The sequence below is a fragment of the Solibacillus sp. FSL W7-1472 genome, assembly GCF_037969775.1.
GTDB lineage: Bacteria > Bacillota > Bacilli > Bacillales_A > Planococcaceae > Solibacillus > Solibacillus silvestris.
Window position 1 is genome coordinate 3,148,461 of record NZ_CP150208.1, and the last position, 25,497, is coordinate 3,173,957.

Annotated in this window: 24 protein-coding genes; 12 read left to right on the forward strand and 12 right to left on the reverse strand. The window is 36.6% G+C overall.

Annotated elements, in window-relative coordinates:
• Positions 1 to 84: 84 nt before the first annotated feature.
• Genes MKY07_RS15750 through MKY07_RS15760 form a run of 3 tightly spaced genes read left to right on the forward strand, consistent with a single transcriptional unit; the run spans position 85 to position 1,676 of the window.
• The gene (locus MKY07_RS15750; protein ID WP_339263047.1) at positions 85 to 237 is read left to right on the forward strand and encodes a hypothetical protein; all 153 of its coding nucleotides are present in this window, start codon (positions 85 to 87) and stop codon (positions 235 to 237) included.
• A 15-nt stretch (positions 238 to 252) separates the two neighbouring features.
• Positions 253 to 987, forward strand: a complete 735-nt coding sequence (locus MKY07_RS15755) for a MerR family transcriptional regulator (protein ID WP_339263048.1) — start codon at positions 253 to 255, stop codon at positions 985 to 987.
• A 26-nt stretch (positions 988 to 1,013) separates the two neighbouring features.
• Positions 1,014 to 1,676, forward strand: a complete 663-nt coding sequence (locus MKY07_RS15760) for a GAP family protein (RefSeq protein ID WP_339263050.1) — start codon at positions 1,014 to 1,016, stop codon at positions 1,674 to 1,676.
• Between the two features lie 96 nt (positions 1,677 to 1,772).
• Here the strand turns inward: MKY07_RS15760 and MKY07_RS15765 are convergent, their stop codons facing one another.
• The 7 genes from MKY07_RS15765 to MKY07_RS15795 all read right to left on the reverse strand — a co-directional run bounded on the left by MKY07_RS15765 (position 1,773) and on the right by MKY07_RS15795 (position 11,833).
• Positions 1,773 to 3,236, reverse strand: a complete 1,464-nt coding sequence (locus MKY07_RS15765; RefSeq protein WP_339263053.1) for a phospholipase D family protein — start codon at positions 3,234 to 3,236, stop codon at positions 1,773 to 1,775.
• Positions 3,237 to 3,640: 404 nt separating this feature from the next.
• Positions 3,641 to 5,214, reverse strand: a protein-coding gene (locus tag MKY07_RS15770) for an IS3 family transposase (protein ID WP_339263054.1) whose coding sequence is annotated in 2 segments (ribosomal slippage) — positions 3,641 to 4,575 and positions 4,575 to 5,214 — 1,575 coding nt in all. Because the reading frame shifts where the segments join, the coding sequence is not laid out codon by codon here.
• Positions 5,215 to 5,790: 576 nt separating this feature from the next.
• A complete protein-coding gene (locus tag MKY07_RS15775) occupies positions 5,791 to 5,943 on the reverse strand; it encodes a YrzI family small protein (protein WP_008405393.1) in 153 nt (50 codons plus the stop codon).
• Between the two features lie 565 nt (positions 5,944 to 6,508).
• Positions 6,509 to 7,702 carry an amidohydrolase gene (locus MKY07_RS15780; RefSeq protein ID WP_008405395.1) on the reverse strand — a complete coding sequence of 398 codons (1,194 nt, stop codon included), beginning with the start codon at positions 7,700 to 7,702 and terminating at the stop codon, positions 6,509 to 6,511.
• Between the two features lie 61 nt (positions 7,703 to 7,763).
• Positions 7,764 to 9,284, reverse strand: a complete 1,521-nt coding sequence (locus tag MKY07_RS15785) for an AbgT family transporter (RefSeq protein ID WP_008405396.1) — start codon at positions 9,282 to 9,284, stop codon at positions 7,764 to 7,766.
• A 308-nt stretch (positions 9,285 to 9,592) separates the two neighbouring features.
• Positions 9,593 to 9,850, reverse strand: coding sequence for a UDP-glucose 6-dehydrogenase (locus MKY07_RS15790; RefSeq protein ID WP_339263057.1), 258 nt, complete (start codon positions 9,848 to 9,850; stop codon positions 9,593 to 9,595).
• Positions 9,851 to 10,009: 159 nt separating this feature from the next.
• The gene (locus MKY07_RS15795) at positions 10,010 to 11,833 is read right to left on the reverse strand and encodes a helix-turn-helix domain-containing protein (RefSeq protein WP_339263059.1); all 1,824 of its coding nucleotides are present in this window, start codon (positions 11,831 to 11,833) and stop codon (positions 10,010 to 10,012) included.
• Positions 11,834 to 12,067: 234 nt separating this feature from the next.
• Between MKY07_RS15795 and MKY07_RS15800 the strand changes: the two genes are divergently transcribed.
• The 3 genes from MKY07_RS15800 to MKY07_RS15810 all read left to right on the forward strand — a co-directional run bounded on the left by MKY07_RS15800 (position 12,068) and on the right by MKY07_RS15810 (position 15,331).
• Positions 12,068 to 13,315, forward strand: coding sequence for an MFS transporter (locus MKY07_RS15800; protein WP_339263061.1), 1,248 nt, complete (start codon positions 12,068 to 12,070; stop codon positions 13,313 to 13,315).
• Between the two features lie 59 nt (positions 13,316 to 13,374).
• On the forward strand, positions 13,375 to 14,571 hold the full coding sequence (locus MKY07_RS15805; RefSeq protein WP_339263063.1) for a M20 family metallopeptidase: 1,197 nt from the start codon (positions 13,375 to 13,377) through the stop codon (positions 14,569 to 14,571).
• A gap of 286 nt (positions 14,572 to 14,857) precedes the next feature.
• On the forward strand, positions 14,858 to 15,331 hold the full coding sequence (locus MKY07_RS15810) for a DUF2062 domain-containing protein (RefSeq protein ID WP_008405401.1): 474 nt from the start codon (positions 14,858 to 14,860) through the stop codon (positions 15,329 to 15,331).
• 126 nt (positions 15,332 to 15,457) lie between these two features.
• Here MKY07_RS15810 and MKY07_RS15815 read toward each other — a convergent pair whose 3' ends face one another.
• Complete coding sequence (locus tag MKY07_RS15815; RefSeq protein ID WP_339263066.1) at positions 15,458 to 16,957, reverse strand: S-layer homology domain-containing protein; 1,500 nt, start codon at positions 16,955 to 16,957, stop codon at positions 15,458 to 15,460.
• A 600-nt stretch (positions 16,958 to 17,557) separates the two neighbouring features.
• Entirely contained in the window at positions 17,558 to 17,944 is a 387-nt protein-coding gene (locus MKY07_RS15820) for a hypothetical protein (RefSeq protein ID WP_339263067.1), read from the reverse strand.
• Between the two features lie 466 nt (positions 17,945 to 18,410).
• On the opposite strand from MKY07_RS15820, the gene MKY07_RS15825 reads away from it, so the two are divergent.
• Together MKY07_RS15825 and MKY07_RS15830 are read left to right on the forward strand one after the other, a co-directional pair.
• A complete protein-coding gene (locus MKY07_RS15825) occupies positions 18,411 to 18,950 on the forward strand; it encodes a sigma-70 family RNA polymerase sigma factor (protein ID WP_339263069.1) in 540 nt (179 codons plus the stop codon).
• A complete protein-coding gene (locus MKY07_RS15830; RefSeq protein WP_339263071.1) occupies positions 18,931 to 19,890 on the forward strand; it encodes a DUF4179 domain-containing protein in 960 nt (319 codons plus the stop codon). Before MKY07_RS15825 ends, MKY07_RS15830 begins: the two co-directional genes overlap by 20 nt.
• A gap of 223 nt (positions 19,891 to 20,113) precedes the next feature.
• Here the strand turns inward: MKY07_RS15830 and MKY07_RS15835 are convergent, their stop codons facing one another.
• Positions 20,114 to 20,398, reverse strand: coding sequence for a hypothetical protein (locus MKY07_RS15835; RefSeq protein ID WP_339263073.1), 285 nt, complete (start codon positions 20,396 to 20,398; stop codon positions 20,114 to 20,116).
• 743 nt (positions 20,399 to 21,141) lie between these two features.
• Positions 21,142 to 21,603 (reverse strand): GNAT family protein, encoded by a 462-nt coding sequence (locus tag MKY07_RS15840; RefSeq protein WP_339263075.1) that lies wholly within the window; start codon positions 21,601 to 21,603, stop codon positions 21,142 to 21,144.
• Between the two features lie 326 nt (positions 21,604 to 21,929).
• Between MKY07_RS15840 and MKY07_RS15845 the strand changes: the two genes are divergently transcribed.
• Complete coding sequence (locus MKY07_RS15845; protein ID WP_339263077.1) at positions 21,930 to 22,118, forward strand: hypothetical protein; 189 nt, start codon at positions 21,930 to 21,932, stop codon at positions 22,116 to 22,118.
• Positions 22,119 to 22,373: 255 nt separating this feature from the next.
• The gene (locus MKY07_RS15850) at positions 22,374 to 22,724 is read left to right on the forward strand and encodes a hypothetical protein (protein ID WP_339263079.1); all 351 of its coding nucleotides are present in this window, start codon (positions 22,374 to 22,376) and stop codon (positions 22,722 to 22,724) included.
• Positions 22,725 to 23,077: 353 nt separating this feature from the next.
• Here MKY07_RS15850 and MKY07_RS15855 read toward each other — a convergent pair whose 3' ends face one another.
• Entirely contained in the window at positions 23,078 to 23,575 is a 498-nt protein-coding gene (locus MKY07_RS15855) for an ATP-binding protein (RefSeq protein ID WP_339263081.1), read from the reverse strand.
• A gap of 333 nt (positions 23,576 to 23,908) precedes the next feature.
• Between MKY07_RS15855 and MKY07_RS15860 the strand changes: the two genes are divergently transcribed.
• Both MKY07_RS15860 and uvsE read left to right on the forward strand, forming a co-directional pair.
• Complete coding sequence (locus MKY07_RS15860) at positions 23,909 to 24,151, forward strand: ABC transporter (RefSeq protein WP_339263083.1); 243 nt, start codon at positions 23,909 to 23,911, stop codon at positions 24,149 to 24,151.
• A gap of 326 nt (positions 24,152 to 24,477) precedes the next feature.
• Positions 24,478 to 25,443, forward strand: a complete 966-nt coding sequence (gene uvsE / locus MKY07_RS15865) for a UV DNA damage repair endonuclease UvsE (protein WP_339263085.1) — start codon at positions 24,478 to 24,480, stop codon at positions 25,441 to 25,443.
• Positions 25,444 to 25,497: the final 54 nt, after the last annotated feature.

The following is a 25,497-nucleotide window of genomic DNA, read 5'->3' on the forward strand; positions in this document are numbered from 1 at the left end:
AATTGGTTGAAAGTGACCCTGCGTCATCTTTTATACTGTTAGTAGAACGTTTACTGTCAATAAATTTGAAGGAGGACTTTTCTTTTGAAAAAAGAGGATGTTATTATCTATGCTTGCGTTATTATTGGGGCAGGAGTAGGTTTACTTTTTGATAATGCTTTTCCCGGAGTTCTAATTGGTTTAGGGATAGGCTACTTATTTAAAACTGTATTCATTAATAATACGAAGCGAGAGTAAGGAAGTGCGTTTAAATTGTTTCATATTAACGAATTTAAGAAGATCAGCGGTGTAACGGTTAGAACTTTAAGATATTATGACAAATTAAATCTGTTAAAACCTTCGTCAAAAACACAAGGAGGCCATAGGTTATACTCACATACTGAATTAAAGAAATTACAACAAATACAATTTTTAAAAAACATAGGATTTCAATTAAGTGAGATTAAAAATATGCTAGAGTCCGAAGAATGGGATTGGTCTAAGAGTCTGATGAAACAACTTTCTTATGTAATGAGTGAAAAGGAGCGTCTCTCAGAGATAGAACTTAGTTTAAGAGAACTAATAAATGGTATAGCAGTTGATGGAGAAGAATTTAGGATAAAAAAAATCATGAGTTTATATACGAGGGATTCTAAGCGTGTTTTAACGGATAACCAAGATGAATTTAATATAGAAAACACAGAAGTGCTGAAAAGGCTTCCTAATATGGCAAGCAGTGACCCTGATTCTTTGGAATGGATTGCTCTAATAGGTCAATTAAAAAAGTATATGCACCTTGGTTATCGCAATTCACGTGTACAAAATATTATTAAAAGAATGAATGAAAAAAAAGATGAAGATTTCAATGAAGAGGATGCATTTTTAGATAAACTTTGGGCTATTAGAATGTCACCAGAAAAATCAGAGGAATACAACCTTTATCCTATTGATCAAGAAGTGCTTAACTTTTTGGAAAAAGCTTATGAATATTATATCAATATGGAGTAACATATTATTTCAATGAGGAGGACGAGATGGGAGTAGATATATTCATTTATATAGGTGGTTTTGCTCTATTAGATACTTTAAGCCCTACTATCATTGGTGTTACGCTGTATCTTATTCTAACAGATAATCAAAGGTTAACATCAAGATTATTTTCATATTTATTGACTGTAGCGATATTGTACTTCTCATTGGGAATAATAATGATGTTATCCTTAAATTATATTTTGGAGATGTTTTCAGACCTTTTCCAAAACAAAATAATTAGCTGGTTGCTCCTTATAATAGGAATAATCTTATTTGTGGCTAGCTTTTTTGTACCTACTAATAAAAATAAAAAAGGCACTATGCTAAAACCTAAAACTCAGAGTTTATTGTCAATTGTATTTATTGGTATTATTACTTTTCTAATTGAGTCAGGGACTGCTTTACCATACTTCGCCGCAATTGGTTTGCTGACGACAAATAACTTACCTTATTATTATTGGCTGCCAATTATAGCTGCATATAATATCATTATGATTCTGCCTGCTATTCTTATCTTATTATGTTATAAGTTGTTCGGAAGGTGGGGAAATTCCGCATTAGTTAATCTCCAGCAAAAAATATCAAGTAGTTCAAATTCAGCTTTATCATGGATAATGTCCATAGTTGGGTTGATACTAATTTTTTACACTGTAGATTATCTTTAAGTAAATCAATTCATTCAGAAAGTATCCATTGGAAATGTAAGAAAGCCAAAATAAAAAGGAAATGCCACATTCAAATTGAGGCATCTCCTTTTTCGATTAATAAGTGGTTACTTTGGCTACTTTCTGAGCCGTGTAAATCCAGCGCTGCCACCAGGAGAGGTTATCCTGAAATTCTTCCACATCAAGCGTGTAGAGGGCATCTTCATTGTTCCAAAGCCGTTCAAAATATCGTTCCATATCCAAGACGAGCGCGCTATCATTTGGAGAGAGGATACGTACGTTATTTTCCAGGTTGTAATTCTCCAATGTTCGTTCTGTATAGTTGGAAGAACCGCTTGAAATGATTGTTTGTTCCGCTGTTTGAATCCAGATGACTTTTGTATGGTATTGGCCGACTACGGTGTTGTACCAGCGAATGTTGATTTTTTCATTTGTATCCTCAAGCAGTTCGTTCACAACCGGTCGATTCGGCAGACCTGACTTTTCCTGGCCGAATGAGTTTTCATTTGGGTCTAGAATCATATTCACCTCCACGCCCCGGTTTACTGCATCTGTTAACGAGTTGACAATGTCGCGCTGGGCAATAAAGAACATGCCAATCCAAATTTTATCTCCTTCTTTTGTTGCTTCTAGGTCTTCAAGCAAGGCGTCCAATATTTTCTTCTCGGTCAAATATTGTACACCATACTGACCGTCATCTTGCTCGGGAATATCAGCCCTCGGCAATTTTGGACCATCCGACATGAACGACACCGCTTCTTCTGCCTTCAGAATATCGTTTATGATGGGCCCCGTTACTTTCAAAGCAAGATTTCCGTGGAAGCCACTTGCATCATGCGGGTTTGAAGATGTGATAATCGCTTCCTTTTCCGAAACGGCCGCTTTACGGTGGTTGGCTTTCACGTTGAGCAGTTCCAAATAGGATGATGCGGTCATTTTTGGAGCTTTGCTTGACATGGCGTTGGCAATCCATCCCTTACCATCGTGGTCGAACCATTGAAAAAATAATCGGTATAAGCCTGAATAAATTGGCGTGGAATCCCGCAACGGTTCTAAGTCGGTGTAAATAATTTCTACCCCGGCTTCACGCATCTTCTTGAACCACTTCGTTTCATAGGAGCCATAGCCCTTATTCAACGGATCGGTAATGAAAACAACCGGCATATCGGGATTGTTTTTCTTTTTCTCGGCAAGCTTGTCAGAGAGGGTATCCGCAATTGGCGGGAAATCTTCTTTTTCATCGAAATACCCGTCCATCAAAAAGAAATCCACCACCACAAACTGTTCGGCTTCATCAATCAATGTATAAACTTCATCAAATATCTGATTCTCATGTTTCCGATTGGTCCCTTCCTGGTCTTGCGCATAAGTTAAATCCGTCAGCATTTCAATATTGTCTGTTCTATGCAAGTCTCCTTCATAGGAAATACCTTCCGGCAACGGTTTATATGTATGCCATAACATTACTACTATATATAGCAAAATCAAAAGAAGTATAAGAACGCTTATCACTTTTTTTCTGTGACTCCAGCTGTTCCATTTCTTCGGAACTTTTTTCATTGTAATTCCCCCAATACTCTTGTGCTTTTAGTTCCCGTGAATAAGCAAAGTTAAACAGCGGTTGCTTGCATGGGGGCTAGAATTTCCAAAAAAATGTTAGGAACGCTAGTGTCTATGCTTTCCTTTAATAAGGAAAGTGCTTTTTCCATAATAGGGCCATATTGTGGAATAACATTTTTTCTCGGGGAGTGTTAGAAAGTATGCAGATTTATAACGATAAAAGAATAGCTATACAAATTTTTATTTAAATTAAAGATCATACCCAGTAATTATAAAAGCTGCTTTAGTAACGTTTCATTGACTTGCATAAAATCACGTATAAACAATGTTCCAATAAAAAATCGGTAAGCGCTGCTACATGAACTGCACCCTGTCAAGTAGACAGTGTAAATAATAAAAATGCTTTAAGCGGCTTGAGACCTGAATTCTATAGGACTCAAGCCGTTCAATGTTTCTTGATATCGTTCGTTGTTATAGAATTTTATGTATGTATCAATCGCATGTTTTAACTCATCGTACGTCTCAAATTTTTGTAAATAATACTTCTCTACTTTTAGAGTCCCCCAAAACGCTTCTATCGGTCCATTATCAATACAGCGGCCGACTCTCGACATACTATGTGTCAGATTTGCTTTCTCTATGATTCGCTTGAATTCTTTTGATGTATATTGATATCCTCGATCACTATGCAAGATAGGAAACTCCTTTTGATTTAACTGGCGTATAGCTGGTTTAATGGTCTTGAAAACTAAGTCATTATTATTTAAATGTCCTAATTTGTAACTTACAATCGACTTGTCATAAAGATCAATAATCGCACTTAAATAAGCCTTTTTACCATTTCCATACTGGAATTCAGTTACGTCTGTACACCATTTTTGATTTGGCTTTTTGGCCGTAAATTTGCGTGCTAATACGTTCTCAGCTGTGTAATCTGGCGTTACCTTACGGTACTTTTTCGGACGGCGTCGAATAACTGCCTGTAATTCGGAAATTTGCATAAGACGATAAATACGTTTTTTATTTACTTTATTTAAGCCCTCCATTTCTCTTTGGCGATTGATTGTCATCGTGATTCTACGATAGCCGTAAATACCATTTACTCGTTTATATAAATGATTAATGGATGCTACTAACTGTTTGTTTTCCAATTCTTGCGATGTAGGCTTGCGGTTTAACCATTTATAATAAGCTGCTCGTGATACGTTAGCTAATTTACAAAGTAATATAATCGGAAATTTTTCTTTTTCTGCTAATTCTTGAATAGCTAGATAATGACCCTGCGTACGAATTTTACTTAACGAAGCCTCCTTTCGATTTCCTCTAACTTTTTTAAAAGTAAATTTTCAGCACGTAATCTTTCATTTTCACGTTCTATTTGTTGGATTTTTAATCGTAATTTATCTTCTGGTGTACGTTCATCTACTGATTTTATTCGCCCACGGCGATCTTCAAGAGATTCTTCGCCACCAACTTCAAACTTCCGTACCCACTGGTATACTTGTTGGTAAGTCACATTATATTGAGTTGCCGTTTTTTTATAATCCTTTTGATTCTTTAGACAAGTTTTCACAATTTCAATTCGTTCTTCTAGAGTAGTTTTTCTTCCTTTAATCATAGTTTGGCTCATCCTTTGATTCGAGTCTTTTAATTCACTATGACTATTATAATTTTTTAACCACTTATTGAATACTGAGTAACTACTGATTCCATATTTGATAATAATTTCGTACTTTGAATAGTCTCCTGTTAAGTAATCTTCAATAGCGTTTTTTTTCAATTCTTGTGGATAGATTGTATTTTTCGCAGGACGAAGTAATGCGTTTAAGCCTCCAAATTGATATTTAGCCTGCCATTCGTATAATCTACTTACATTCAGATTAAACATGCGACAAATTTCTCTTACAGAATAATGACCTTCCTCTAAATATTTAAGAACCAAAATTTTGGTATCCAATGAAAATCTATTATTAGACAAAAAAATGCCCCCATTTCGTTAAACAGATTATATTTTTTAATCTGTCTACTTAATGGGGAGCATATCACAAATTAACAATTACGCATTTTTATTGGGATTCTATTTATATAGTTTTTATGTATATCATATGATTTTGTGGAAAACGCTATTTATATAACAGTAATGGAAAAATTGCATCAAAAGCTGTGTTTAAAGGGGATCTTCAGAAGGATTTACCATATTAAGAATATGTACGATTTTATGCCTTCACACTGTTGATGCAACAATCAAATTATCTCCTAAATCAAGGATGCTGGAGGCCGGCACGATACTGGTCCCAAATGGATTTTAGCATTCGTTTCTATACTCCGGCCGCCCCGCGATAAACGCGGCTAAATAACACCTTGATATGGGCTGAATGAAATGATTTTACTTTTCGCACAGCCCCATCACTAGACGTAGTTATTAAAACCTACACTTTATATTACGTCCTTTTTTAGCTAAGTGGAGTCATTCTCCCACCATAAAACTGCACACCTTCTTTTATTCATATAAATCATTTCAATTCCCACCTTTCATTGTTTTAAATTAACAAAATTAATAATGGCGTTGACGAACGTAATCTTCTACTTTTCTTCGGTTCTGTTCAAAGATTTTTTTTACTTTTTCTTCATGAAGTGCTTTCTCACGAGAGATCTCACGCTCACGTTTTGTAATAGCTATCGATAGGGTAAAAAAGTTTAATATCATGGATTATCACCTCCTTAAAATGCCCTGGAAACGGAAAAAACCACAGAGAGACTCCCCCTGCGGTAAAAAAAGGCATAAAAATACCGCAGGGGCACACTTCTCCCTGCGGTATGGGCATACTTAATTAATAAAAAAATTTAAGCAATCCATTCCAATCTGGTCGAATGTGTGATTTTCGTTTTCGCTGAAATTGTAACTACTAGTGACATTAATTTATTGATAACGATCATTTTCTTCGACCTCCTTAGAATTTTTTGATTATTGTGTAAGTATACCCATCCTCAGATTATTTGTAAACATCTTTTTACATTTTTATAAAAAAATGTAATGTATCATTCGAAAGTAAAAATCCGAAACGTTGATTTAGCCGCGCAATTCTGTAAAAAGTTGCACACGATTTCATTATATGAAGAGGCTTTATATTGCGTTCATGACGTGTAACGCCTATCCATGCTTGGTTAAACTTTAGAATTTGATATTAACAATATCTTGTTATCCCTCTTTTCCCCTTTAAAACCCAAAGAAAAGACATAACAACAGAAATATGTTATGTCCTTAACTATCCTTATATAACACTACTCACAGCATGCTGCTTCAAATACTCCAACGTCGCCTTGGCAAGTGTGTTTGCTGCAACAAGAAGTGCGCGCTCGTCGATATCGAACTTCGGATGGTGGTGCGGATACGCTTCTTCTTTCTCAGGATCACGTGCACCCGTGAAATAAAATGTTCCCGGTACCTTTTCTAAATAGTAGGCAAAGTCCTCTCCGCCCATTTCCGGTTCGCAAATGACCACTTCCTCAACACCCGGCGTTTGTCTTGCCTGCTCGATGAAGAATCTTGTTGTTTCCCGATCATTAATGACAGCTGAATAGCCGCGCACATAATCGTATTCGTAATCAGCCTTCATCACCAAGCATGCCGCCTTCAGGACATCTTCCAGTTCACGTTCAATCAGTTCACGCGTTTCTTCATCAAATACACGTGCCGTTCCTTTGATTTTTACGGAATCGGCAATGACGTTAAATGGGTTTAACGCTTCAAAGTGACAAACCGAAATAACTGCCGGTTTCACAGGACTAATACGTCTGCCTAAAAGCTGTTGGGCATTTACGACAAATTGTGAACCGATGTAAATCGAGTCTTTCGTTTCCTGTGGTTTTGCCCCGTGTCCGCCCTTTCCTTTAATTGTAATGTAAAATCCATCTGCTGCAGCCATTAACGGACCTTCGCATACAGCAATTTTCCCATGCTCTACCGGTGCCCATAAATGCTGACCGAAAATGACATCTACTCCGTCCAGGCAGCCGTCTTCAATCATCGCAATCGCTCCACCCGGCGCAATTTCTTCACCGAATTGGTGGATGAACACGACATTCCCCTGAATCTCGTCCTGGATTTTGTTCAGTGCCTTTGCCAATACAAGGAGTGACGCCGTATGCCCGTCATGACCGCATGCATGCATTCGGCCATCTACCTTCGATTTATAAGGAACATCATTTTGCTCCTGAATTGCCAGTGCGTCAAAATCTGCACGTAATGCCACCGTCTTACCAGGTTGACCCCCACGTAATGTTGCCACTACGCCACGACCGCCTACCCCTTCACGCACTTCATGTCCAAGGGCACGATGGTATGCCGCAATATATTTTGGCGTCTCTACCTCTTCATGTGAAAGCTCCGGGTTTTCGTGCAAGTAACGACGAATCGCTACCATTTCATCAAAATGCTGTTCCAGTATGTCAAAAATGTTCGTCATGTTTTCCATCCCCATTTTCTAAGTTGTCTGTTTTTCAAATGATATTCGTGTATCCTGACTATTATTTTAAGTAAATGCCATCGCCAGGTCCTAATGGCAGGCCAAGCAAGAACCAGATTGCAAATAAAATAATCCACATAATCGCGAAGAATACTGAGTAAGGCAATAACGCTGAGATTAACGTACCAATTCCGATATTTTTGTCGTAGCGTCTAGCAAATGCCAGTAAAATTGCAAAGTATGCAAGCATCGGTGTAATCGGGTTCGTAATGGAATCCCCTACACGGTATGCCATTTGTGTAACAGCAGGCGAGTAGTTTAAGTACATGAACATCGGTACGAAGATTGGCGCCAGTAAAGCCCATTTTGCCGAGGCACTTGCGATCAGTAAGTTGATGAAAGCACAAATAATAATGAAGCCGATAAACATCGGTGCGCCCGTAAAGTTCATGTTTTGTAAAAACTCTGCGCCTTTAATGGCTAAGATCGGTCCAATGTTACTCCAGCCAAAGTAGGCAATCATTTGAGCTGCAACGAATGCCAATACGATGAATGAAGATAGGTCACCGATTGATTTAAACATTTGTTCCGCTACATCACGGTCCGATTTTACTTTTTTCGTAACGATACCGTATGCTAAGCCTGGTAATAAGAAGAAGAACAGCATAATCGGTACAATACCCGTCATAAACGGTGAATTTAAAAAGCCGTTATCTTCAGGATTTCGTAGTAGCCCTGATTCCGGTACAACTAAAATCGCCATTAAAATGACGTATGCTAATGTGACAATCCCTGCCCAGCGAAGCCCTTTGTTTTCTAATGCTGTCAGTGGTTCAGCGACTTCAATCTTCCCGCCGTACTTACCAAAGCGAGGTTCTACGAATTTGCCTGTTACCCAAGTTGCGACAACGACTAATACAAATGTCGAAACGATCAGGAAGTAGTAGTTCATTGTTGCAAGTCCGGTATATGTAGGATCAACCAATTGGGCTGAAGTTTGTGTAATGCCCAGTAATAATACGTCTAAAGACGAAATAATAATATTTGCACTGAATCCTCCGGCAATGGCTGCATAAGTAGCAATTAACCCAACTAGCGGATTTCGTCCAACACTCATGAAAATCATGGCGGCAATTGGAGGTAAAATAATGAAGGCTGCGTCAGCGGCAACATTCCCGACAAGACCTGTAAATAAAATAACAGGCAAGATGATTTTTTTAGGAGCACTTAAAACGGTCTTTTTCATTAATGCTGATATTAAGCCACTGTTTTCAGCTACCCCAATACCGATCATTGTCACAACTACGATGCCAAGTGGCGCGAATCCAGTAAAGTTACTGACCATGTTTGTAACAATTTGTATGAGTCCTTCACGATTCAATAGATTGATCACTTCGATCGTCTCGTCAGTTCCTGGCTTAACGGCAGAAACCCCAAGTTTTGATAGAATCAGTGATAGGGCAAGAACAAAAAATGCTAAAATAACGAATAACGTAACTGGGTCCGGAAGTTTATTTCCCGCTCGTTCAATTCCGTCTAAAAACCTATCAACCAATTTTTTCTTACCAACTTTACTTTCCATATGCGACCCCCTAGAAGTTTAATGTTTAAAAGAATAGCAAAATATAAAGGAGATAGCAATGAGTTATGCAAATTTTTAGATTTTTCTTTATATTTATATAGTAATTTTGTATATTTAAGGGGTATTTTGGGTGATAAGCTTTTTCCTAGGGGATTGTATTTCCCCCAAAACAAATTTGCACACAAAAAAAGCCTGGCGATAGCATGGCACGTCAGTTGTGCCATGTTTCCCATGCTTTCCATTTCGTATTTTATGGTGATGCTCATATGTAGAAGAGAATATTCTTTTAACAAGCTCACATCTTCATGTTAATTATTAGTGAGAGCACACTTTTTTTGAACGTACATATTTTTTAATTTAGCGTAATAGGCTGCTGCATGTACTGCCCCTGCATCCGTTTTACGTAAAGCAAACTCGAACGCCTCTACTAGATGCTCTGTAGTGACCAATTCACTTCTAATTTTAATTAAATCGAAATGCTTATAGTTTTCTGGTACTCTCGATAAAATTTCCTGATCCCCTGTAATCGAAATTAAATGATCGTCGTTGAAAAATAATTGTAACATAGTTCTTATCCCCTTTTCTGTTTAGTATCGTGATGTCACCCTTTGATAAGCTTTTTAATTAATCGGCTTCTTACCATTACCCTTTTTTCCACAAAATGAATCGCCAATTTTTATCTGAATTATAGAAAATATAAGTTTTATGCCTCTTTCGAATGGTGGTCAATCCGCCATAAAGGTATTATAAAGATACACAGCCAACAGTACTTTTAGATGATCTTCGTAATGGTTGAAGTCAATTTTTAATAGGTCTTCAACTTTTTTTATACGGTGATAGAGCGTATTTGTATGAATATGGAGTTCCTTTGCCGTCGTTGCCATGGAACGGTTGTTTTGTATATACGTGAAAAGCGTATGGAGAAGTTCATCGTTTGTTTCATTGTTATTCCACAATACAGAAAACGTTTCACTTAGAAATGAGTTAATTTCTTCAGCAGGATGATGTAAAAAAAGCGTACTAATGCCAATATCCCGGTAATGCAGAAGGCCTTTTTCCTTTTGTTTTTTCAAATGAAGAAGAGCCTTTTCCGCTTTCATATGATAATCTTTAGCTTGGCCGGGAGAGTATTGTCCCGTGCTTATTCCTCCCCGGGCTACTACTGTAAACCGCTCATTCCAACAATTCATACCGTTATTTAATATGTTGGTAATCATGCCTTCTCCAGCTGAATCTCGGGTAAAGGATAGAACGGTAATTTTATTATTGTAGCTAAACAGAAGACTGTTCTCTAAACGTAACTTCTCTTTTAGATGTGCTAGAAGAAGCAGTGCATCATTTTCAAGTGAAAGCAAATCCGCATTTCCATCTAGCTCAATTAAAGCAATTTGGAGAAAATGATCATGATGAATTCCTAACTCCTGCGCAACAAGCTCAGCCTGCTGGAGATTTCTAATTTCCAAAAAACGATGGTAGGTTTCATAGGTTTTCTTGTACAAAATTTCAGTCTGGGATCTAAGCTTCATAATTTCAAGCGAGAGAGTCAGAGCTCCTTGCTCAATAATCAACTGATCGGGTTGTGATAGAGGGGTGTTCCCTTCTACAATCAGACACCCTAAAAAAACAGAGCCTGACCGAATCGGATAAATATAGCAATCAATTTGAACTGAATCATACGTTGATACATAACTAGCCTCAGTTTTATTAGCAAAGAGTAAGAATATATCGTCCAGAATGGTAGCGATATGTTGAATATGCTGCGGGACGTAATTTCCTTCAAGGTAATCCGCATAGACAAGCTTTCTCTCCATTAACTTATTCATTTCCAGGATAATTGCTTCCAGTCCTTTATTCTGAACAGATAACTTCGTGAGGTGCGTATGAATTTCTGTACGTTTCTCTAGCATCGCATTCGTTTCTTTGAGCTTTTTTGATAAATGGGTAACTTCATCCAGGCTATTTTGAACTTCTGTGTGAAGCTGTGCATTATATAGCGCCGTTGCTGCTTGAGAAGCGAAACTTTGCAGAAGAAGCAAATCCGTTTCACTTAGGCCATCTTCTACATCAAAACAGTGAAATGTCATAACCCCCATCGTTTTTGTTCCAAGTGCTACAGGAACAGACAAAATGGATTTAATAGTAGGGCTATTTTGGTGAGCCTTCGTAATGAACTCAAGATTCTCCTCACTTAAATTTGCCATACTATTATAAATTTCTTCCGTTGAGGTAATTAACCTTATATCGCCATCCCTGAACACCTTTCCTGTAATTGACTCACCTATGTTAACTTTAAAAAATTTAATGTTTTCATTAAAACCTACATATGTCTTTACGATCAGCTTATCCGAGATCGCATCATACATTTGTATATAACCAGCCTCTGCTGTTTCGACAATCTTCAATGCAGAGTGCATAATTTTTTTAAGTACTTCATCCAATTCAAGTGTCGAATTAATTGCGCGAAAGCTTTCCATTAGATTCACCACATGATTTTGGGCTTTTTGATTTTCCCTACTTAATTGTTTGAGCAACGCCTCATTTTGTTCCATTCATTCTCCCCCTTGTTGAATTCAACAACTTTCTCTCCATAACTTTGTTTGTCTGCACATGTGCATGACATTTCTGAAATTATATAATATTCAATAAATATTGAATATAGAAAACGCTTACTTTTTCTTGATTAAACAATTATTATACTCGAAAAATTGTTTATTCCAATCGTTTTCTTATATTCATATAGCTACATTCACATTGGATGAGTAAATTTCAGGGGGAGGTTATTTATGAAAAATGAACAAGTTCCTAATAAAAAGAGGCATATCATTCTTTCTTTGCTTTTTTTAGGGTGGTGTTTATCCTATCTTGACAGAATGGCAATGAATGTTGGAATTGTGGAAATTGCAAAAGACTTTAATCTTAGTCCGTCTGTAATGGGTGTTGTACTGAGTAGTTTTTTTGCAGGTTATGCATTAATGCAATTACCTGGGGGGTGGCTTGCCGATAAATTCGGTTCCAGAAAGGTCATTGTAATCTCCATTGTTTTATGGTCTTTATTTACCGTTTTTACCGGCATGGCCTGGTCTTTAATGTCGATGATTATTATTCGTTTCATGTTTGGTCTTGGTGAGGGCGGATATCCTGCTGCAAGTTCAAAAGCGATAGCGGATGTCTTTCCTAAGAAAGAACGGACAAGTGCCCAAACGATCATGATGTCATCGAATTCACTTGGAGGTGTGATTGCTCCTTTAATCGCCACCCCGTTACTTGTATGGATCGGCTGGCAAAACCTCTTTTTCGCGATTGGAATTTTAGGTCTCTTTGTTGCAGCCCTACTCTGGTATTATTTAAGTCCACAAAATATGCAGGTAGAACTAGTTGAGGAAGAAACAGTCCAAAAAGCATCATTCAAAGATGTGTTAAAGATTCCTACAAGCTGGCAGTTGGCCATTATGTGGTTTGGCGTAAGTACGGTCATTTGGGGGCTTATCTCATGGATGCCGCCATATCTTGTAGATGTGAGAGGCCTTGATTTGATGTCGATGGGGATGCTGACATCCATCCCGGCTCTGGCTGGGGCTGTAGGAGTTATCGTCGGCGGGCAGCTGATTAAATCTTTATTAATGGGAAAAGAGAAATACCTTGCGATTATAAGCTTTATCATCATGATCGGATCTCTTTATTTATTATTCAATGCGCCGTCAGTCACTCTCGTTATTATTTACCAATCCATCTGTATGCTTTTCCACGGACCAATTGTAGCGATCATCTTCAGCCTTCCGCATAAATTATTCTCGAAAAATGTGATTGGGTCAACTTTTGGAATGATTAATCTTGGCGGAATGATTGGAGCATTCCTCGCACCAATGGTTATGGGCTATTTAATTGAAGTATTTGATGGAATTTATGCCTCTGCATTTCTGTACATCATTGCCTGTGCCGTTTTAGGAATCATCGCTGCAGCCGGTCTAAAACCGAATCGACCTGCTTCGGGCGGAAGAAAGCAGGAAGCTCAAAACTTAGAAACGATTTAAATACCGAATGGACATGCATTGATTAGCCATGTCCATTTTATAAATAGGGAGATTATCAAATGTTATTAGACAATTTAATGAAAAAATTAGATGAAAAAAAGGAGCGCATTATTGAAATCCGCCGCTATCTCCATGAACATCCGGAGCTTTCCTTTCAAGAAGAGCAGACAGCCAAGTATCTTCAGGATTTTTATGAAGACGTTCCAGTCGATTCAGTTGAAACAAACTTTGGGGGCGAACGTGGTGTCGTTGTAACGATTCAAGGGGCAAAACCGGGAAAAACAATTGCCATTCGCGCTGATTTCGATGCGTTGCCGATCCAGGAAGAAACCGGTCTGCCTTTCGCTTCAAAAAATGAAGGAGTCATGCATGCATGTGGCCATGACGGTCATACAGCCTATATGCTCGTATTGGCGCAAACGTTAGCGGAGTTTAAAAATGAATTAAAAGGTACGATTAAAGTAATTCATCAACCCGCAGAAGAAGCGCCTCCAGGTGGTGCGATCGGAATGATCAATGCAGGTGTACTGGATGGCGTTGATGCCATCATCGGAATTCACGTCATGAGCAATATGAAGACAGGTCATATTTATTACAGAAGTGGCAACACGCAAACAGGCAGATCCTATTTTAAACTCGTCGCTCAAGGTAGAGGTGGACATGGTTCCTCGCCACATCTGGCAAATGATGCAATTATTGCCGCAAGTTCATTCGTCATGAATCTGCAAACCATCGTCAGCCGCCGCATTAACCCATTTGATACAGCGTCCGTTACGATCGGTAATTTGGATGGGAAAGGTACCTTTAACGTGATAAAGGATTCCGTGACAATCGAAGGCGATGTTCGTACAATGACCTCTCAAACCCGGGAAATAGTAGAATCTGAAGTTCGTGCCTTTACAGAAGGATTGGAAAAATCATTTGGCGTCACATGTCATCTAGATTACCTCAACGACTACCCTGTTCTGAATAATCATCCTGTAGTAACGGAACATGTACGTCAGGCTTTGGAGCTGGCAGCCATTCCTGAAGTGGAGTCCGTTTTAGAAACACCGCCACTGCCGCCTTCAGAGGATTTTGCCTATTATCTTGAAAAAGTACCGGGCTGTTTCTTCTATGTCGGTGCGATGCCAGCGTCAGGTGAAGCATATCCGCATCATCATCCTAAATTTGATATTAATGAAGAAAGCCTCATAATAAGTGCCAAAGCAATGGCTGCTGTCGTCGCTTCTTACTGTGATGGAAACGAAACTTAGAAAATAAAGCATAGACCCGGTACAATACCCGGTTTATGCCTCTATGCAACTGTTTTATTAAATGTTAGCCAATAGTGCCCTCCTGATTTTTCAGGGGGCACTTTTGCTTGTAATGTTCGACTTAGACAGATAATGTATAGTTTACAATCTACTCCTCATAAAACATTTTATTCCTTTAATACAATAGCATAAGAATTTTCTTATGTTCGGTATAATCTGTCTATAGGAGACGCATCGGTATTGATTGTTACATTTGCGATGAAGTACTTGGAGAGGATAGACATCTATGAAAATAACACGCGTCATTAAATATAATTTAATCCGTCTGTTTCGGCTTAAATCTGGTCCACATCAAGTTGCATCAGGGGTAACAATTGGGTTTATCCCTAGCTGGCTTCCTACATTCGGACTCGGCCCCGTTCTTTCCGTCGGGATGGCACGGTTCCTAAAGGCGAATACCGTTTCCGCACTTGTCGGCGGTGTCCTGGGAACGTTTATTTGGCCGCTGCTTTTCTTTTTAAATTATAAGGTCGGAAGTTTACTACTCGATCGAAATACAAAAGTCGATGAACTCGATGAAGTAGAGTACATAGATGCAATTGAACATACATATACAGGTATTGTGAGTTCTCATTCCAGTGGATTCATATTTCTAACAGGTGCCATGTGCAATATAGTTATCTCCTCGATTTTCATTTACATCATGGTATATATCATGTTTAAGACGTACCGAGTGAGGATTTTAAATAGAATTAGGTGATGATTTCACATAGCACCCGCCTTGTTTTAACTAAAAAAGACTAGCAGATAAGGAATTTGCTAGTCCTTTTAAACTTTCTTTCTCCATATTTTGAGTAGTGTTCTTTATAGGTTTATTTTGGCCTGATCAGTAAGGAGGTGTCCTGTATATTCTAACGCTCGAAATAGAACCGATTCGCTCTACTATTACATGAATACCTATCCAGTCGTTTAAGTAACACCATGTTTCATCACAATATTTTTCGGTTACCTTATGTTCGAAACCAATAAAAACTTCGCCTTCTTTCTGACCTGTAGCGTGGGCACGAAACAGATTAGTACCTGGATCTCTCGTAATTGTGGCAATCTGTTCTGCATCTTTCGTCTGGATTATATGCTTGCCTATGTTGTAGTCAGCCCCCATATCATATACATCAGAAATGTTTTCTCTCACTGTCCTGATGCCATAGTAAAAATCAGAATCATGTGCTTTCACTTCGATTCCGTACCGTACTTCTTCCCCATCAGAAAAAAGAACAGTGGCGATATACTGGCCAGGCTGATCGATATCAAAACAAACAGAATCATTATACATGCAATATTCAAACTCGATATTGTCAGACAACTGCACCCCATCCATCGTGGAAAGAGATATGTTTTGAACCGCATCACTTGGCAATTCCCCCTTACCAAGTAAAAGCAATAAGCTTACTGTTGTCGGCAAATGATCATCTGTTTCCTCCAGTGTCAGTTTCAGCTCACCATTTTCTTTTTGAATATGCACATAATATTTTTTAAAGACCGTACTGTCTGACTTAGAACCAGTTACAATTAGTGTGCCAATCCCCTCCTTTAATGGAACGAACTGAATACTACCTTCTCCATCGCCTTTCGGTAGCTCTTTACCTTTCACTAAAATTCCGTCAAACACTCTCGTATCCTTCTGATCAGTCTTTATATATCCAATATTATCCAAACCAATGTCACTAGCCTTAAGTGTAATCATCGGTGGTTTCATATCTTCAGTTGCTTTCAACATTTTGGCTGCTTGTCCCCTTGTGATAAAAGCATTCGGGCTGAATTTATCGGGAGATGTTCCACTCGCGATGCCAAGCTTGTAGAGAATTAGAATATTAACGCCATGAGATGGTGGGTAACTATATACTTCTACATCTTTAAAAGGATTGTTAAAAGAATTGTTAATGTCGTTATAACGTGGCAGATCGAACGCTTTAACAAGGATTGAAGCCATCTGTCCCCGCTTAATAGGATCGTTCGGCCCGTAACGACCGTCTCCATAGCCGCTGATAATGCCTTTTTCCGCCAGCGCTGCAATCGCTTTATAGTAGCCTTTCGCTGTTGTGACATCTTTAAATCCCGGATTTTTCACGGAGGACATATCTAGTTTGATCATTTTCGCAATAATCGCAGCTGCCTGTCCTCTCGAAATGGTGTTACCGGGTTTGAACGTACCATCCGGATAGCCTCCGATAATATTACGCTCCGCCAAATCATAGACTGCTTCGGCAAAATGCTTTGATGATGGAACGTCCGTAAATTTCTTTGTACTTGCGGCAACTGTGCCAGATAAAATCAGGCTACCCATCAGTAAAAGTACACTCAGCAGTACAACTAGTCTATTCTTCATTTCCTCGCTTCCTCTCTTTGCTATTTATAGTTTGGGGTTTCACGTTTCAACACCGTACTGGACCTACTTGTGCAATCAATTGCTCTCGCAAAAAATTCTTTTAAGTCAGTAGTGTGCAGTACTGACGGGAAAAGTAGAAATTAGTTTCACTATTTCAGCTAGATATGGAATCTTTTATAGATACAAAGCTCCTCCCTCTTATTTTATAGTTAGAAAATTCCCTCCTTTTACTCTGCAAAAACCCCTTTATTGGTATAAAATGACTTTTTAATTATAGGAGCTCAAATAGCGCTGCCTATTTTTCTACAGGGGACGCTATTTTCTATTTATTGTATAACCTGTTCACCACTTAGGATGATAGATAAACCGAGGATTTCTCCTTTTTTCCAATTACTATACTCAAAGGTAGACATCTTTCTGAAGTATTTCATTATTCCCCTTCACACTCAAGAGACGTTTGGTAGTATTGCACAAAAAACTTTTATTGTACAATCTGGCCCTTTAACGGAAAAACGCGATCTTCTTATAGAAGAATCGCGCCCGATTGTTGAGCTAAAGCTCCTGGAGTTAAATAGGGATCTACGGTTAGGAAACGAATAGTTAAACATGTCCTTTGTCTAATTTCAGTTTTTTTAATTTGGAAAAATTTTTATCATAGTTGGCTCTTTCAGTTAAATGAGCAATCCATTTCGTTGCCTTATCTAATTCTTTATTCTCTAAAAAACTTTGAATAATAATTTTATAGTTAGGACTATAAGGATACTGTTCGTCTTTGCATAAAATTAGAGCATTTTCAAAGTATACATTCGCATTGTTTAAATCATTTAATTTACGATACATTAAACCAATATAAATTAATCCGCTTCCCATTTCTAATTTTGATAACGGCTCTTCTATTGCTAATTCCATTATTTTTATTGCTTTTTTTCTAAACCCAAAAATTTCGTAACGATTCGCTTTACTTACGTAATTTTTATATTTGTTCATTATCACTACTCCTCAACAATACTGCTTCTACCTAACCTAAAGGAACTTACTGCAATTATAACTCTGTTTACTTAGTCAGCTTACCTAATCCGTTATTAATATCCAATATATTTTGAGTTTGTTATTCAATTAAATGGCCCTATAACGGAAAAACGCGAGCTTCTTATTGAAGAAACGCGCCCGATTGTTGAAGATCTTTTTTCTGTGTCCCCAAACTTTTGTTTGGTAACATTAAGTGCTTACCGTTGTAAAACTGCATTTTTCTGAAGCTACTATTCACTAGTGTGTAAATTCGTTGTTTTTGAAATCCTTGTTGTGCTACCTAAAAAGCACTACATTTAAACTACACTTTCCTCCTTAATTTACAGTTGAATTCATTACAGATTACATATTCCTAAAATTCTTTTTAGATTTTGAAACTTTATAATAGAATTATTTGCTCTAATAAGTGAAAGGAGGTTAGCTCATGAACAATAAAAAGGAACATCTAGCTTTTAAAGCTATTCATGGGGACAAGCTAGCTTTTGAGGAATTATTAAAAAGTGAAGGTGAGAAATTATATAAAATTGCCTTTCTCCATATGCAAAATAAAGAAGATACATTAGATGTACTTCAAGAAGCTACTTGCAAAGCTTATTTAGCAATCGCACAACTCAAGGAGCCTGCCTACTTTAGCACATGGCTCATCAAAATTTTAATCCGTTCCGCTTACAAGGAATTAGAACGAAAGAAAAAATTAATTACTTTACCCGAAGAAACAATCACATACATTTTGGAATCGAACCAAGTGGAAGAGCCTACGTTTGATATAACAGAATCACTAGCTACATTAAAACCTGAATATAAAAACGCCATCTTACTATTTTATTATTATGATTTACCGATTCGAACAATTGCCGCTTCGATGGGGAAACCCCCTTCTACGATTAAAACGTATTTACGCCGAGCAAAATTGGAATTAAAACAAAAGTTAGGAGACGATTACTATGCGCAAAGATTTACATGAGATTGAAGTGCCAACAGATGAAGTTTTCCAGGCAATTCAGTTAGGTATTGAGCAAGCGCAACAGCTTGAGATAAAAGCGAAACGTACAAAGTTGACAAAGCGTATGACGTATTTTACTTCTGTAGCAGCAGCCCTGTTTCTGGCTTCAGGGTTTATTTTCACACCTGTTTCGAATGTGTTAGCACAAGTTCCCTTAATAGGCGGTATTTATGAAAAATATCAAATGTCGATTGGTGAACAGATTGCCCACGAACAACTACTTACTGAAATGTCACTCATTGCAAACGATCATGATATTCAGGTGGAGGTAACATCTATTTTTTATGATACAGCATATGTAGGGATAACATTTAAAGCAACGGGTGCAGTGAAGGATACAATCGGTGGCGATAAAGCACCGGAAGCAGGCTTTACTTACGAAATGTTTGATGGCAAAGACACGTCCACTTGGGGTGGCGCATTAGGGTCATTAACAAAAACTGAAAACGGTTATACGGGTGCGCTTATTTTAGATGTCCCTGCTAATGTTACAGAAGAAGTTATCTCATTCCCTATTACATTCACGCATATGGCTGGTGTTAGGGGAGAATGGTCATTTGACTTAGCTGTAGAAAAGTTACCGTTTAAGCAGCAAATCATCAATCAACAAGTCACTTCAAAAAACAGAGAACTTAGCATTACATTTGATGAAATTCAAATTGGCCAAACGAATGCGAGAATTTCTTATACAGCAAACTTTGAGTCAACAATTGAAGGGCAAATTTATACTTTCGAAGCCTATAATATGCATGGTGGAAAAATAAACTTTAATCAAATTAGTAACGCCACTCTTTTATTAGAGCTTCCTAAAGATACAACTTCCATCAAAATCGTACCTGTATTAAAAATAAATAGCGCTAAAACAGAGCAATTGAAACCTATAACAATTGATTTAAATTAACAAATAGTAAAACCCGTTCGGAGCATTTGAACGGGTTTTATAAGTTCACATTTGGTAACCTGCTGTTCATAAGCAGCCACCCCCATTCAATTGAATGGGGGCTGATTGGCGTCAGTTGGGAACCTTGCATAAAAAGAATGTTATTCAATAATATGGCCCTATAACGGAACAACGCGATCTTCTTATTGAAGAATCGCGCCCGATTGTTTAATAAGACAATTATTTATTTTTTATCATTAGGATTAAAATAAAATCCCTCATCTATTTCTGAATGTGAACCATTGTAATCCATATTCATGTCTATTTCGTGCAAATCAATGTCACTTATATCATCGTCGTCACCTTCACCTATAATAGCAATTAGCCTTATATCTTTATCTGGCAAACCTAACAATATGGCCTTTGACTGCCAGGTATCAAAACCATTTTCTTCAGCAATATGCTCAGTTAATATTTCTAAAATATCTTCTTGATTGAATTTGAACACTTTTCTATTCATTTTAGACAAAATTTTCTCCTACCTTCTTACAGGACTGCACATAATTGTGGAATTGACGTCACTTTAACTGATTTGCAATAATCTGAATTATGAGTTTTATTATTAATTTAAAAGCAATTCTGTAAAGAATATTCCAAAACAAAAACCTAAAAATAATACAAAAGAATATATCAACTTTACTTTCATTGTTTGATCATTGAAAACCATCCCTGAATAACGATACGTCCAATATAATATGGGTAAAACCACTAGAATACAGAAGATACTTTTAAAGGAAAAGCTTAAATTAAAAGTGGGATTAATTACAGATATAAGAACTACCAACCATCCCACAATAAAACCAATTGTATAACCACCTAATAAAAAGTGTTTTAATTCATTTCTTTTCAAGATTTCCACCTACATAAAATCTAATTAGTATTAGAACAAAGATTTCTCTCTAATTCAACTTACCTTATTATACGCTTTAAGTAACATATTCTCTTCAAAGTAGTTATTTCACAATATGGCCCTATAACGCAAAAACGCGATCTTCTTATTGAAGAATCGCGTCCAATTGTTGCATAAGGATGGTATCAGATTTATAAACTTACAATGTTAAGTAAAGAGAGGTTCCCCAAATACGATTTGGAGTCAGGGGTATTAATGTAACCAAAAGACGGTTTGGGGCAATTTTATCTTTTTATAGTAATGTAACCTCAAAATAGCTTCGAATCGGTTGTAGATTAAAAAAACTGATCTCACTAATCCTTCTAGAATAAGAAACTCATCACAATTAATTCACCCTTAGGCCCTTGACGACGCACACCATAATCCTTAAATCCACACTTCTTATAAAGGTTTTGTGCTACAGTGTTTGCAACATTAACAGCAAGTACGATTTCATTAATATGAGGGAAATTTTCTTGTACATATGCGGGTAGTAACTGCAATGCCTGCTTTGCATAGCCTTTCCCTTGTTCATTAACCTCTGTTGAAAAAGCACGTACTAAAATCGCATTACAATTATCCGAATATGGTGCTACTCCTTCCTGCTGATGTAAATCAAAATATGTTACAAGTTTTCCTTCAACTATTGCTAATATAGGTGTTCTGCTATAACTGGCTAATTTTACACATTCACGTGGGTGTCCTGTAAATTTTAGCTGGTTTTCAACTAATTGATATTCGTTAATTAAATTTTGATAGGATTGATTGAATAATTGTAATTCCATGATTAACCCCTCCGAACAAGAACTTATGTTCCTATCTTAACTTAACGTTTTGAATATTTCAATAATTTTTAGAATTAAGTGTCCCAAACAACGCTTTGAGTACATTTTACTTCAACTTCGCTGCATGAATGATTTAAGGAATTTACAATTAACGAATAGGAAGGCTGAATATATCATTGGCATTGCTAAAGCAATGAAAACACCAAGCCCCTACCCAGTAAACGAGTAGAATAACCAAAATTCTGAAATTGTTACATAAATTTAATATAAAGAGTTATTATCTATCATTTATAATAAAAGTATAGTCATTATGAGAGGTGAATTAAATGATTATTAACGCTAATAAATCATCCCACTTATATGAATACCTAAAGAATAATTCTGAAACTAGCAGTAATGAAGATAATGAAATGCTTGAAAACATCAAGGTTACAATAGAGGAGAATAAAGAAATAATAGAGAAAAACCGTAAAATTCTTGAATTAAAGAAACAAAAAGGAGCCACTGAAGCATGATCTCAGTGGTTTTTTTGTTGCTTTCTAATAAAGTTTAATCAAAAATGTCTCATAAATTAATGTTACCAAACGACGCCTCGGGAATGTTATAATGATAACCTTTGAAACTTTTATAATAGAATTAACGTAAATATAGTAATTATTTATTGTAGGGAAGGGATTATTATTTTAATTTATTATATTATATTTGGCTTAGGAGTGTTATTCGTTTTAGGTGCATTGATTTTTTTAATGCTAATGTATGGAGATGGCGAAGTGGAGTTTTTATCAATAATTAAAACACTTGGTGCTTTACTAATGGGACTTCTTTGTTTGTGGATAACCACTCCAAGTCTAAAATCTGTAATAACGAAAGACTTTGATGTCGTTAATGGCAAATGCACTATAGAAATATCTTCATCTGGTCGTTCTTCTGATTCGACATTTAATATGATTGATACAGATGAACAGTTTAGTTTCATGGAGATTCCTGAACTTGATGCTTATGGCAAATCAATCCCTTATTACTGTGAGATTACGGTGACCAAAGACCATATGTGGGAAATGGATTATAAAATTTATAATTTAAAGACGAGACAGCTTATGGATTCACACACAGGTGAGTAGCTTATTCTTTGAAAAAATAAGAAGAATAATTATACATACGAAGCTGAAAAGCGTTCCCAAATAAAAGTTTGGGCAGGTTGCAAAAGTCGAAAACGTTGATTTAACAGCGTTCTCGACTTTTTTGTATTACATTGTTTATACGATATTTTATACAGTCAGCTGAAACCCTTGATATATATCCTAGTGAGCCACTTAAATATTCTTGAACCATCATCAATTTAAATTCTTCATTATATAAAAATCACCCCAAAGGTAAGTTTTTTAATCTAACTTTTGGAGTGCAGTACCTAATTGCGCCCGATTGTTGAAATCTGGAGGGGTTTAGGTACTATTAACGCGTTTTGAAATTCCTGTTATTTTTCTCTACTGTACTCTAAAATATTTAAACCTTCGGATGCCTTTGGTGCTTCAAAAAATTTAGTAACATAAATAAACGTCTCTTCTGTATCAAAAGCTGCTCTTTCGGGTTGTTCATTACGTCGTTGTGCAATTTGCCTTAAGCATTGCTCGTTATTTAAATTCAGGAAAATTAGTTGGTGGTTTGCATTGATTTCTAATACTATATCCAAAAACCACTTTCGCTGTTTTTGAGTGTTACCTGGAAAATCCATCACTACATTAGTTCCAACACTTAATATATTTTGGACAAGTTTTTTTACCATTGGCTTGAACTGGGCTGAGAATCTTAGATAATCCTCAAATGCTGATATCTGATTGGGATAAAGAGATGAAAGCCATTCATCCTCAGATAACAGTACCGCTTGTTTTTCTATAGACAATTGTTTAGATTTAGTTGATTTTCCTGCACCCATTTTTCCACAAAAAAAATATAGTGTTCCTAATTGTTTCATATTTTTATCCCCCGGACTTTTTTTTGGTTGTTGCACCCCTAGAAAAACTATATTTACTACCTAGTTTAGATAGCTATAGTAACTGTCCTCTTTAAGTATAAATCTTCAGTTTCAATTATTCATATTTAAATCTAAATCTAATCCGTTCTTTCCATTTTTAAATTAATTTTTTTGTATTAAAAATCCTATAAGACATTTAATCTTTGTCCAACAATATGGCTATAAAATACAAAATATGACTGTAATAAGCCTTAAGTCTTAATTTAGATAACCTAAACATATTGCCTGTATTCACATACTTTAATAATGAATAACTTTAAAGGAGGTGTTTCTATGAGTAATCAAAATAGTATTGTGGGAATTTTCCTTGGATTTCTCACAGGTGTGATATGGCTGCTACTAGCATTATTAGGGTTCATTACCGAGTTTTTGGTATTAATCGGTCTAGGTGGAGCTCTTGGAAATATTTTAAACATTCTAATTGCTTTAATTGGCTTCCTAACTTTTATTTGGTTTGGAATATGCCTATTCAAGAAAGCGTGGCACCATTGCAAGTGGCATAAACCCGGATGCTAATGGATCATTATAATCTTGGCAACAACCATTTGTTGAGGCATCTAATAATTAAAATACTTGCTGACAGTCTTTAGTAACAGGCCGTTTTTTATCATTTTTTTAAAAGACCAAATCCATATAGGATTTGGTCTTTTAAACGGATTCCAATTTTCGGATTTTTTTATTCTCCCCCACTAACAATATGTGTCCTACCATTGTTCTCCCCCAACTCCAACTTTATATTAGAGAACTGCTCATAAAGGAAAAATTCGATTGATTTTAATCGGAATGCAGTATTGGATAATAAATTTGTCTACTACCATACATACTACAGTTGAGGTGGATTAATGACGATTGTACGATTAGGATATGTTGCGATGAGTATGGAGCTAAAAAATGCTTCTCCGTCTCAAACGATGACATTTACTCAATTTCAAAAAATTAAGGATCGTGAAGCGGCCATACGAAAATTAGAGCGGATTGCACTGAAAAATTTAGAAAATACATTTAGGCTATTAAAACATAATGTCTTTAAGGAAATTCATTTCTATCGCTTAACCTCTCGATTGATTCCTCTAGCGAACCATGAAGAACTGCCTGATTGGAATTATATAAAACCCTTATTAGAGAAGTTAACTGAAATTGGTGAGTACGCAACAAAACATAATATACGAATTGATTTTCATCCTGATCATTTTGTCGTTTTGAATTCACCTAAAACAGAAGTAGTCAAAAACTCTTTAAAAACGTTAAAGATGCATTATTTATTGTTAAAGGGAATGAAAATCGATCCGACACACCGGTGTGTTCTTCATGTTGGTGGGAACTATAAAGAAACCGAGAATTCTTTGGAACAATTCGTTGATAATTGGATGGATGTTCCAAGAGCAATTCAAAAGATGATTATCCTTGAAAATGACGATACTTCTTTTACAGTTGATGATACGCTATATTTGTGTGAAAAATTAGAAATACCTCTTGTATTTGATTATCATCACCATCTTGCTCATCATTATAATGAAAAATGGGATGATAAGTGGAACCGAATTGTAGCTACTTGGAAGGATTCCCCGTTGCCAATAAAAATGCATATTTCAAGTCCTAAAAGTGAGAGAGAATTCCGCCATCATTCTGATTATGTGGACGTAGACATGTTTTTCAGATTTTTAAAAGAAATCAAAGGAACAGTACCGGAAATACATTGTATGATTGAGGCAAAAAAGAAAGATGAAGCGTTATTTCATTTGATGGAGGAAATAAAACATCGTGAAGATGCAGAAATCATTGATGGTTCATCTTTTTATTTGAAGTGACAATAACTGGCACTGCTCACAGAAAGAAGCCGAAATGTTGAAGGAAATATACAA

Excerpts from the sequence above, each read along its gene's own strand:
- MKY07_RS15785 (WP_008405396.1), bottom strand. The coding sequence starts at position 9,284 with ATGGAAAGTAAAGTTGGTAAGAAAAAATTGGTTGATAGGTTTTTAGAC.
- MKY07_RS15780 (WP_008405395.1), bottom strand. The coding sequence starts at position 7,702 with ATGACGAACATTTTTGACATACTGGAACAGCATTTTGATGAAATGGTA.
- MKY07_RS15845 (WP_339263077.1), top strand. The coding sequence starts at position 21,930 with ATGATTATTAACGCTAATAAATCATCCCACTTATATGAATACCTAAAG.
- MKY07_RS15840 (WP_339263075.1), bottom strand. The coding sequence starts at position 21,603 with ATGGAATTACAATTATTCAATCAATCCTATCAAAATTTAATTAACGAA.
- MKY07_RS15855 (WP_339263081.1), bottom strand. The coding sequence starts at position 23,575 with ATGAAACAATTAGGAACACTATATTTTTTTTGTGGAAAAATGGGTGCA.
- MKY07_RS15760 (WP_339263050.1), top strand. The coding sequence starts at position 1,014 with ATGGGAGTAGATATATTCATTTATATAGGTGGTTTTGCTCTATTAGAT.
- MKY07_RS15795 (WP_339263059.1), bottom strand. The coding sequence starts at position 11,833 with ATGGAACAAAATGAGGCGTTGCTCAAACAATTAAGTAGGGAAAATCAA.
- MKY07_RS15765 (WP_339263053.1), bottom strand. The coding sequence starts at position 3,236 with ATGAAAAAAGTTCCGAAGAAATGGAACAGCTGGAGTCACAGAAAAAAA.
- MKY07_RS15810 (WP_008405401.1), top strand. The coding sequence starts at position 14,858 with ATGAAAATAACACGCGTCATTAAATATAATTTAATCCGTCTGTTTCGG.
- MKY07_RS15825 (WP_339263069.1), top strand. The coding sequence starts at position 18,411 with ATGAACAATAAAAAGGAACATCTAGCTTTTAAAGCTATTCATGGGGAC.
- MKY07_RS15830 (WP_339263071.1), top strand. The coding sequence starts at position 18,931 with ATGCGCAAAGATTTACATGAGATTGAAGTGCCAACAGATGAAGTTTTC.
- MKY07_RS15800 (WP_339263061.1), top strand. The coding sequence starts at position 12,068 with ATGAAAAATGAACAAGTTCCTAATAAAAAGAGGCATATCATTCTTTCT.
- MKY07_RS15775 (WP_008405393.1), bottom strand. The coding sequence starts at position 5,943 with ATGATATTAAACTTTTTTACCCTATCGATAGCTATTACAAAACGTGAG.
- MKY07_RS15790 (WP_339263057.1), bottom strand. The coding sequence starts at position 9,850 with ATGTTACAATTATTTTTCAACGACGATCATTTAATTTCGATTACAGGG.
- MKY07_RS15820 (WP_339263067.1), bottom strand. The coding sequence starts at position 17,944 with ATGAACAAATATAAAAATTACGTAAGTAAAGCGAATCGTTACGAAATT.
- uvsE (WP_339263085.1), top strand. The coding sequence starts at position 24,478 with ATGACGATTGTACGATTAGGATATGTTGCGATGAGTATGGAGCTAAAA.
- MKY07_RS15815 (WP_339263066.1), bottom strand. The coding sequence starts at position 16,957 with ATGAAGAATAGACTAGTTGTACTGCTGAGTGTACTTTTACTGATGGGT.
- MKY07_RS15805 (WP_339263063.1), top strand. The coding sequence starts at position 13,375 with ATGTTATTAGACAATTTAATGAAAAAATTAGATGAAAAAAAGGAGCGC.
- MKY07_RS15860 (WP_339263083.1), top strand. The coding sequence starts at position 23,909 with ATGAGTAATCAAAATAGTATTGTGGGAATTTTCCTTGGATTTCTCACA.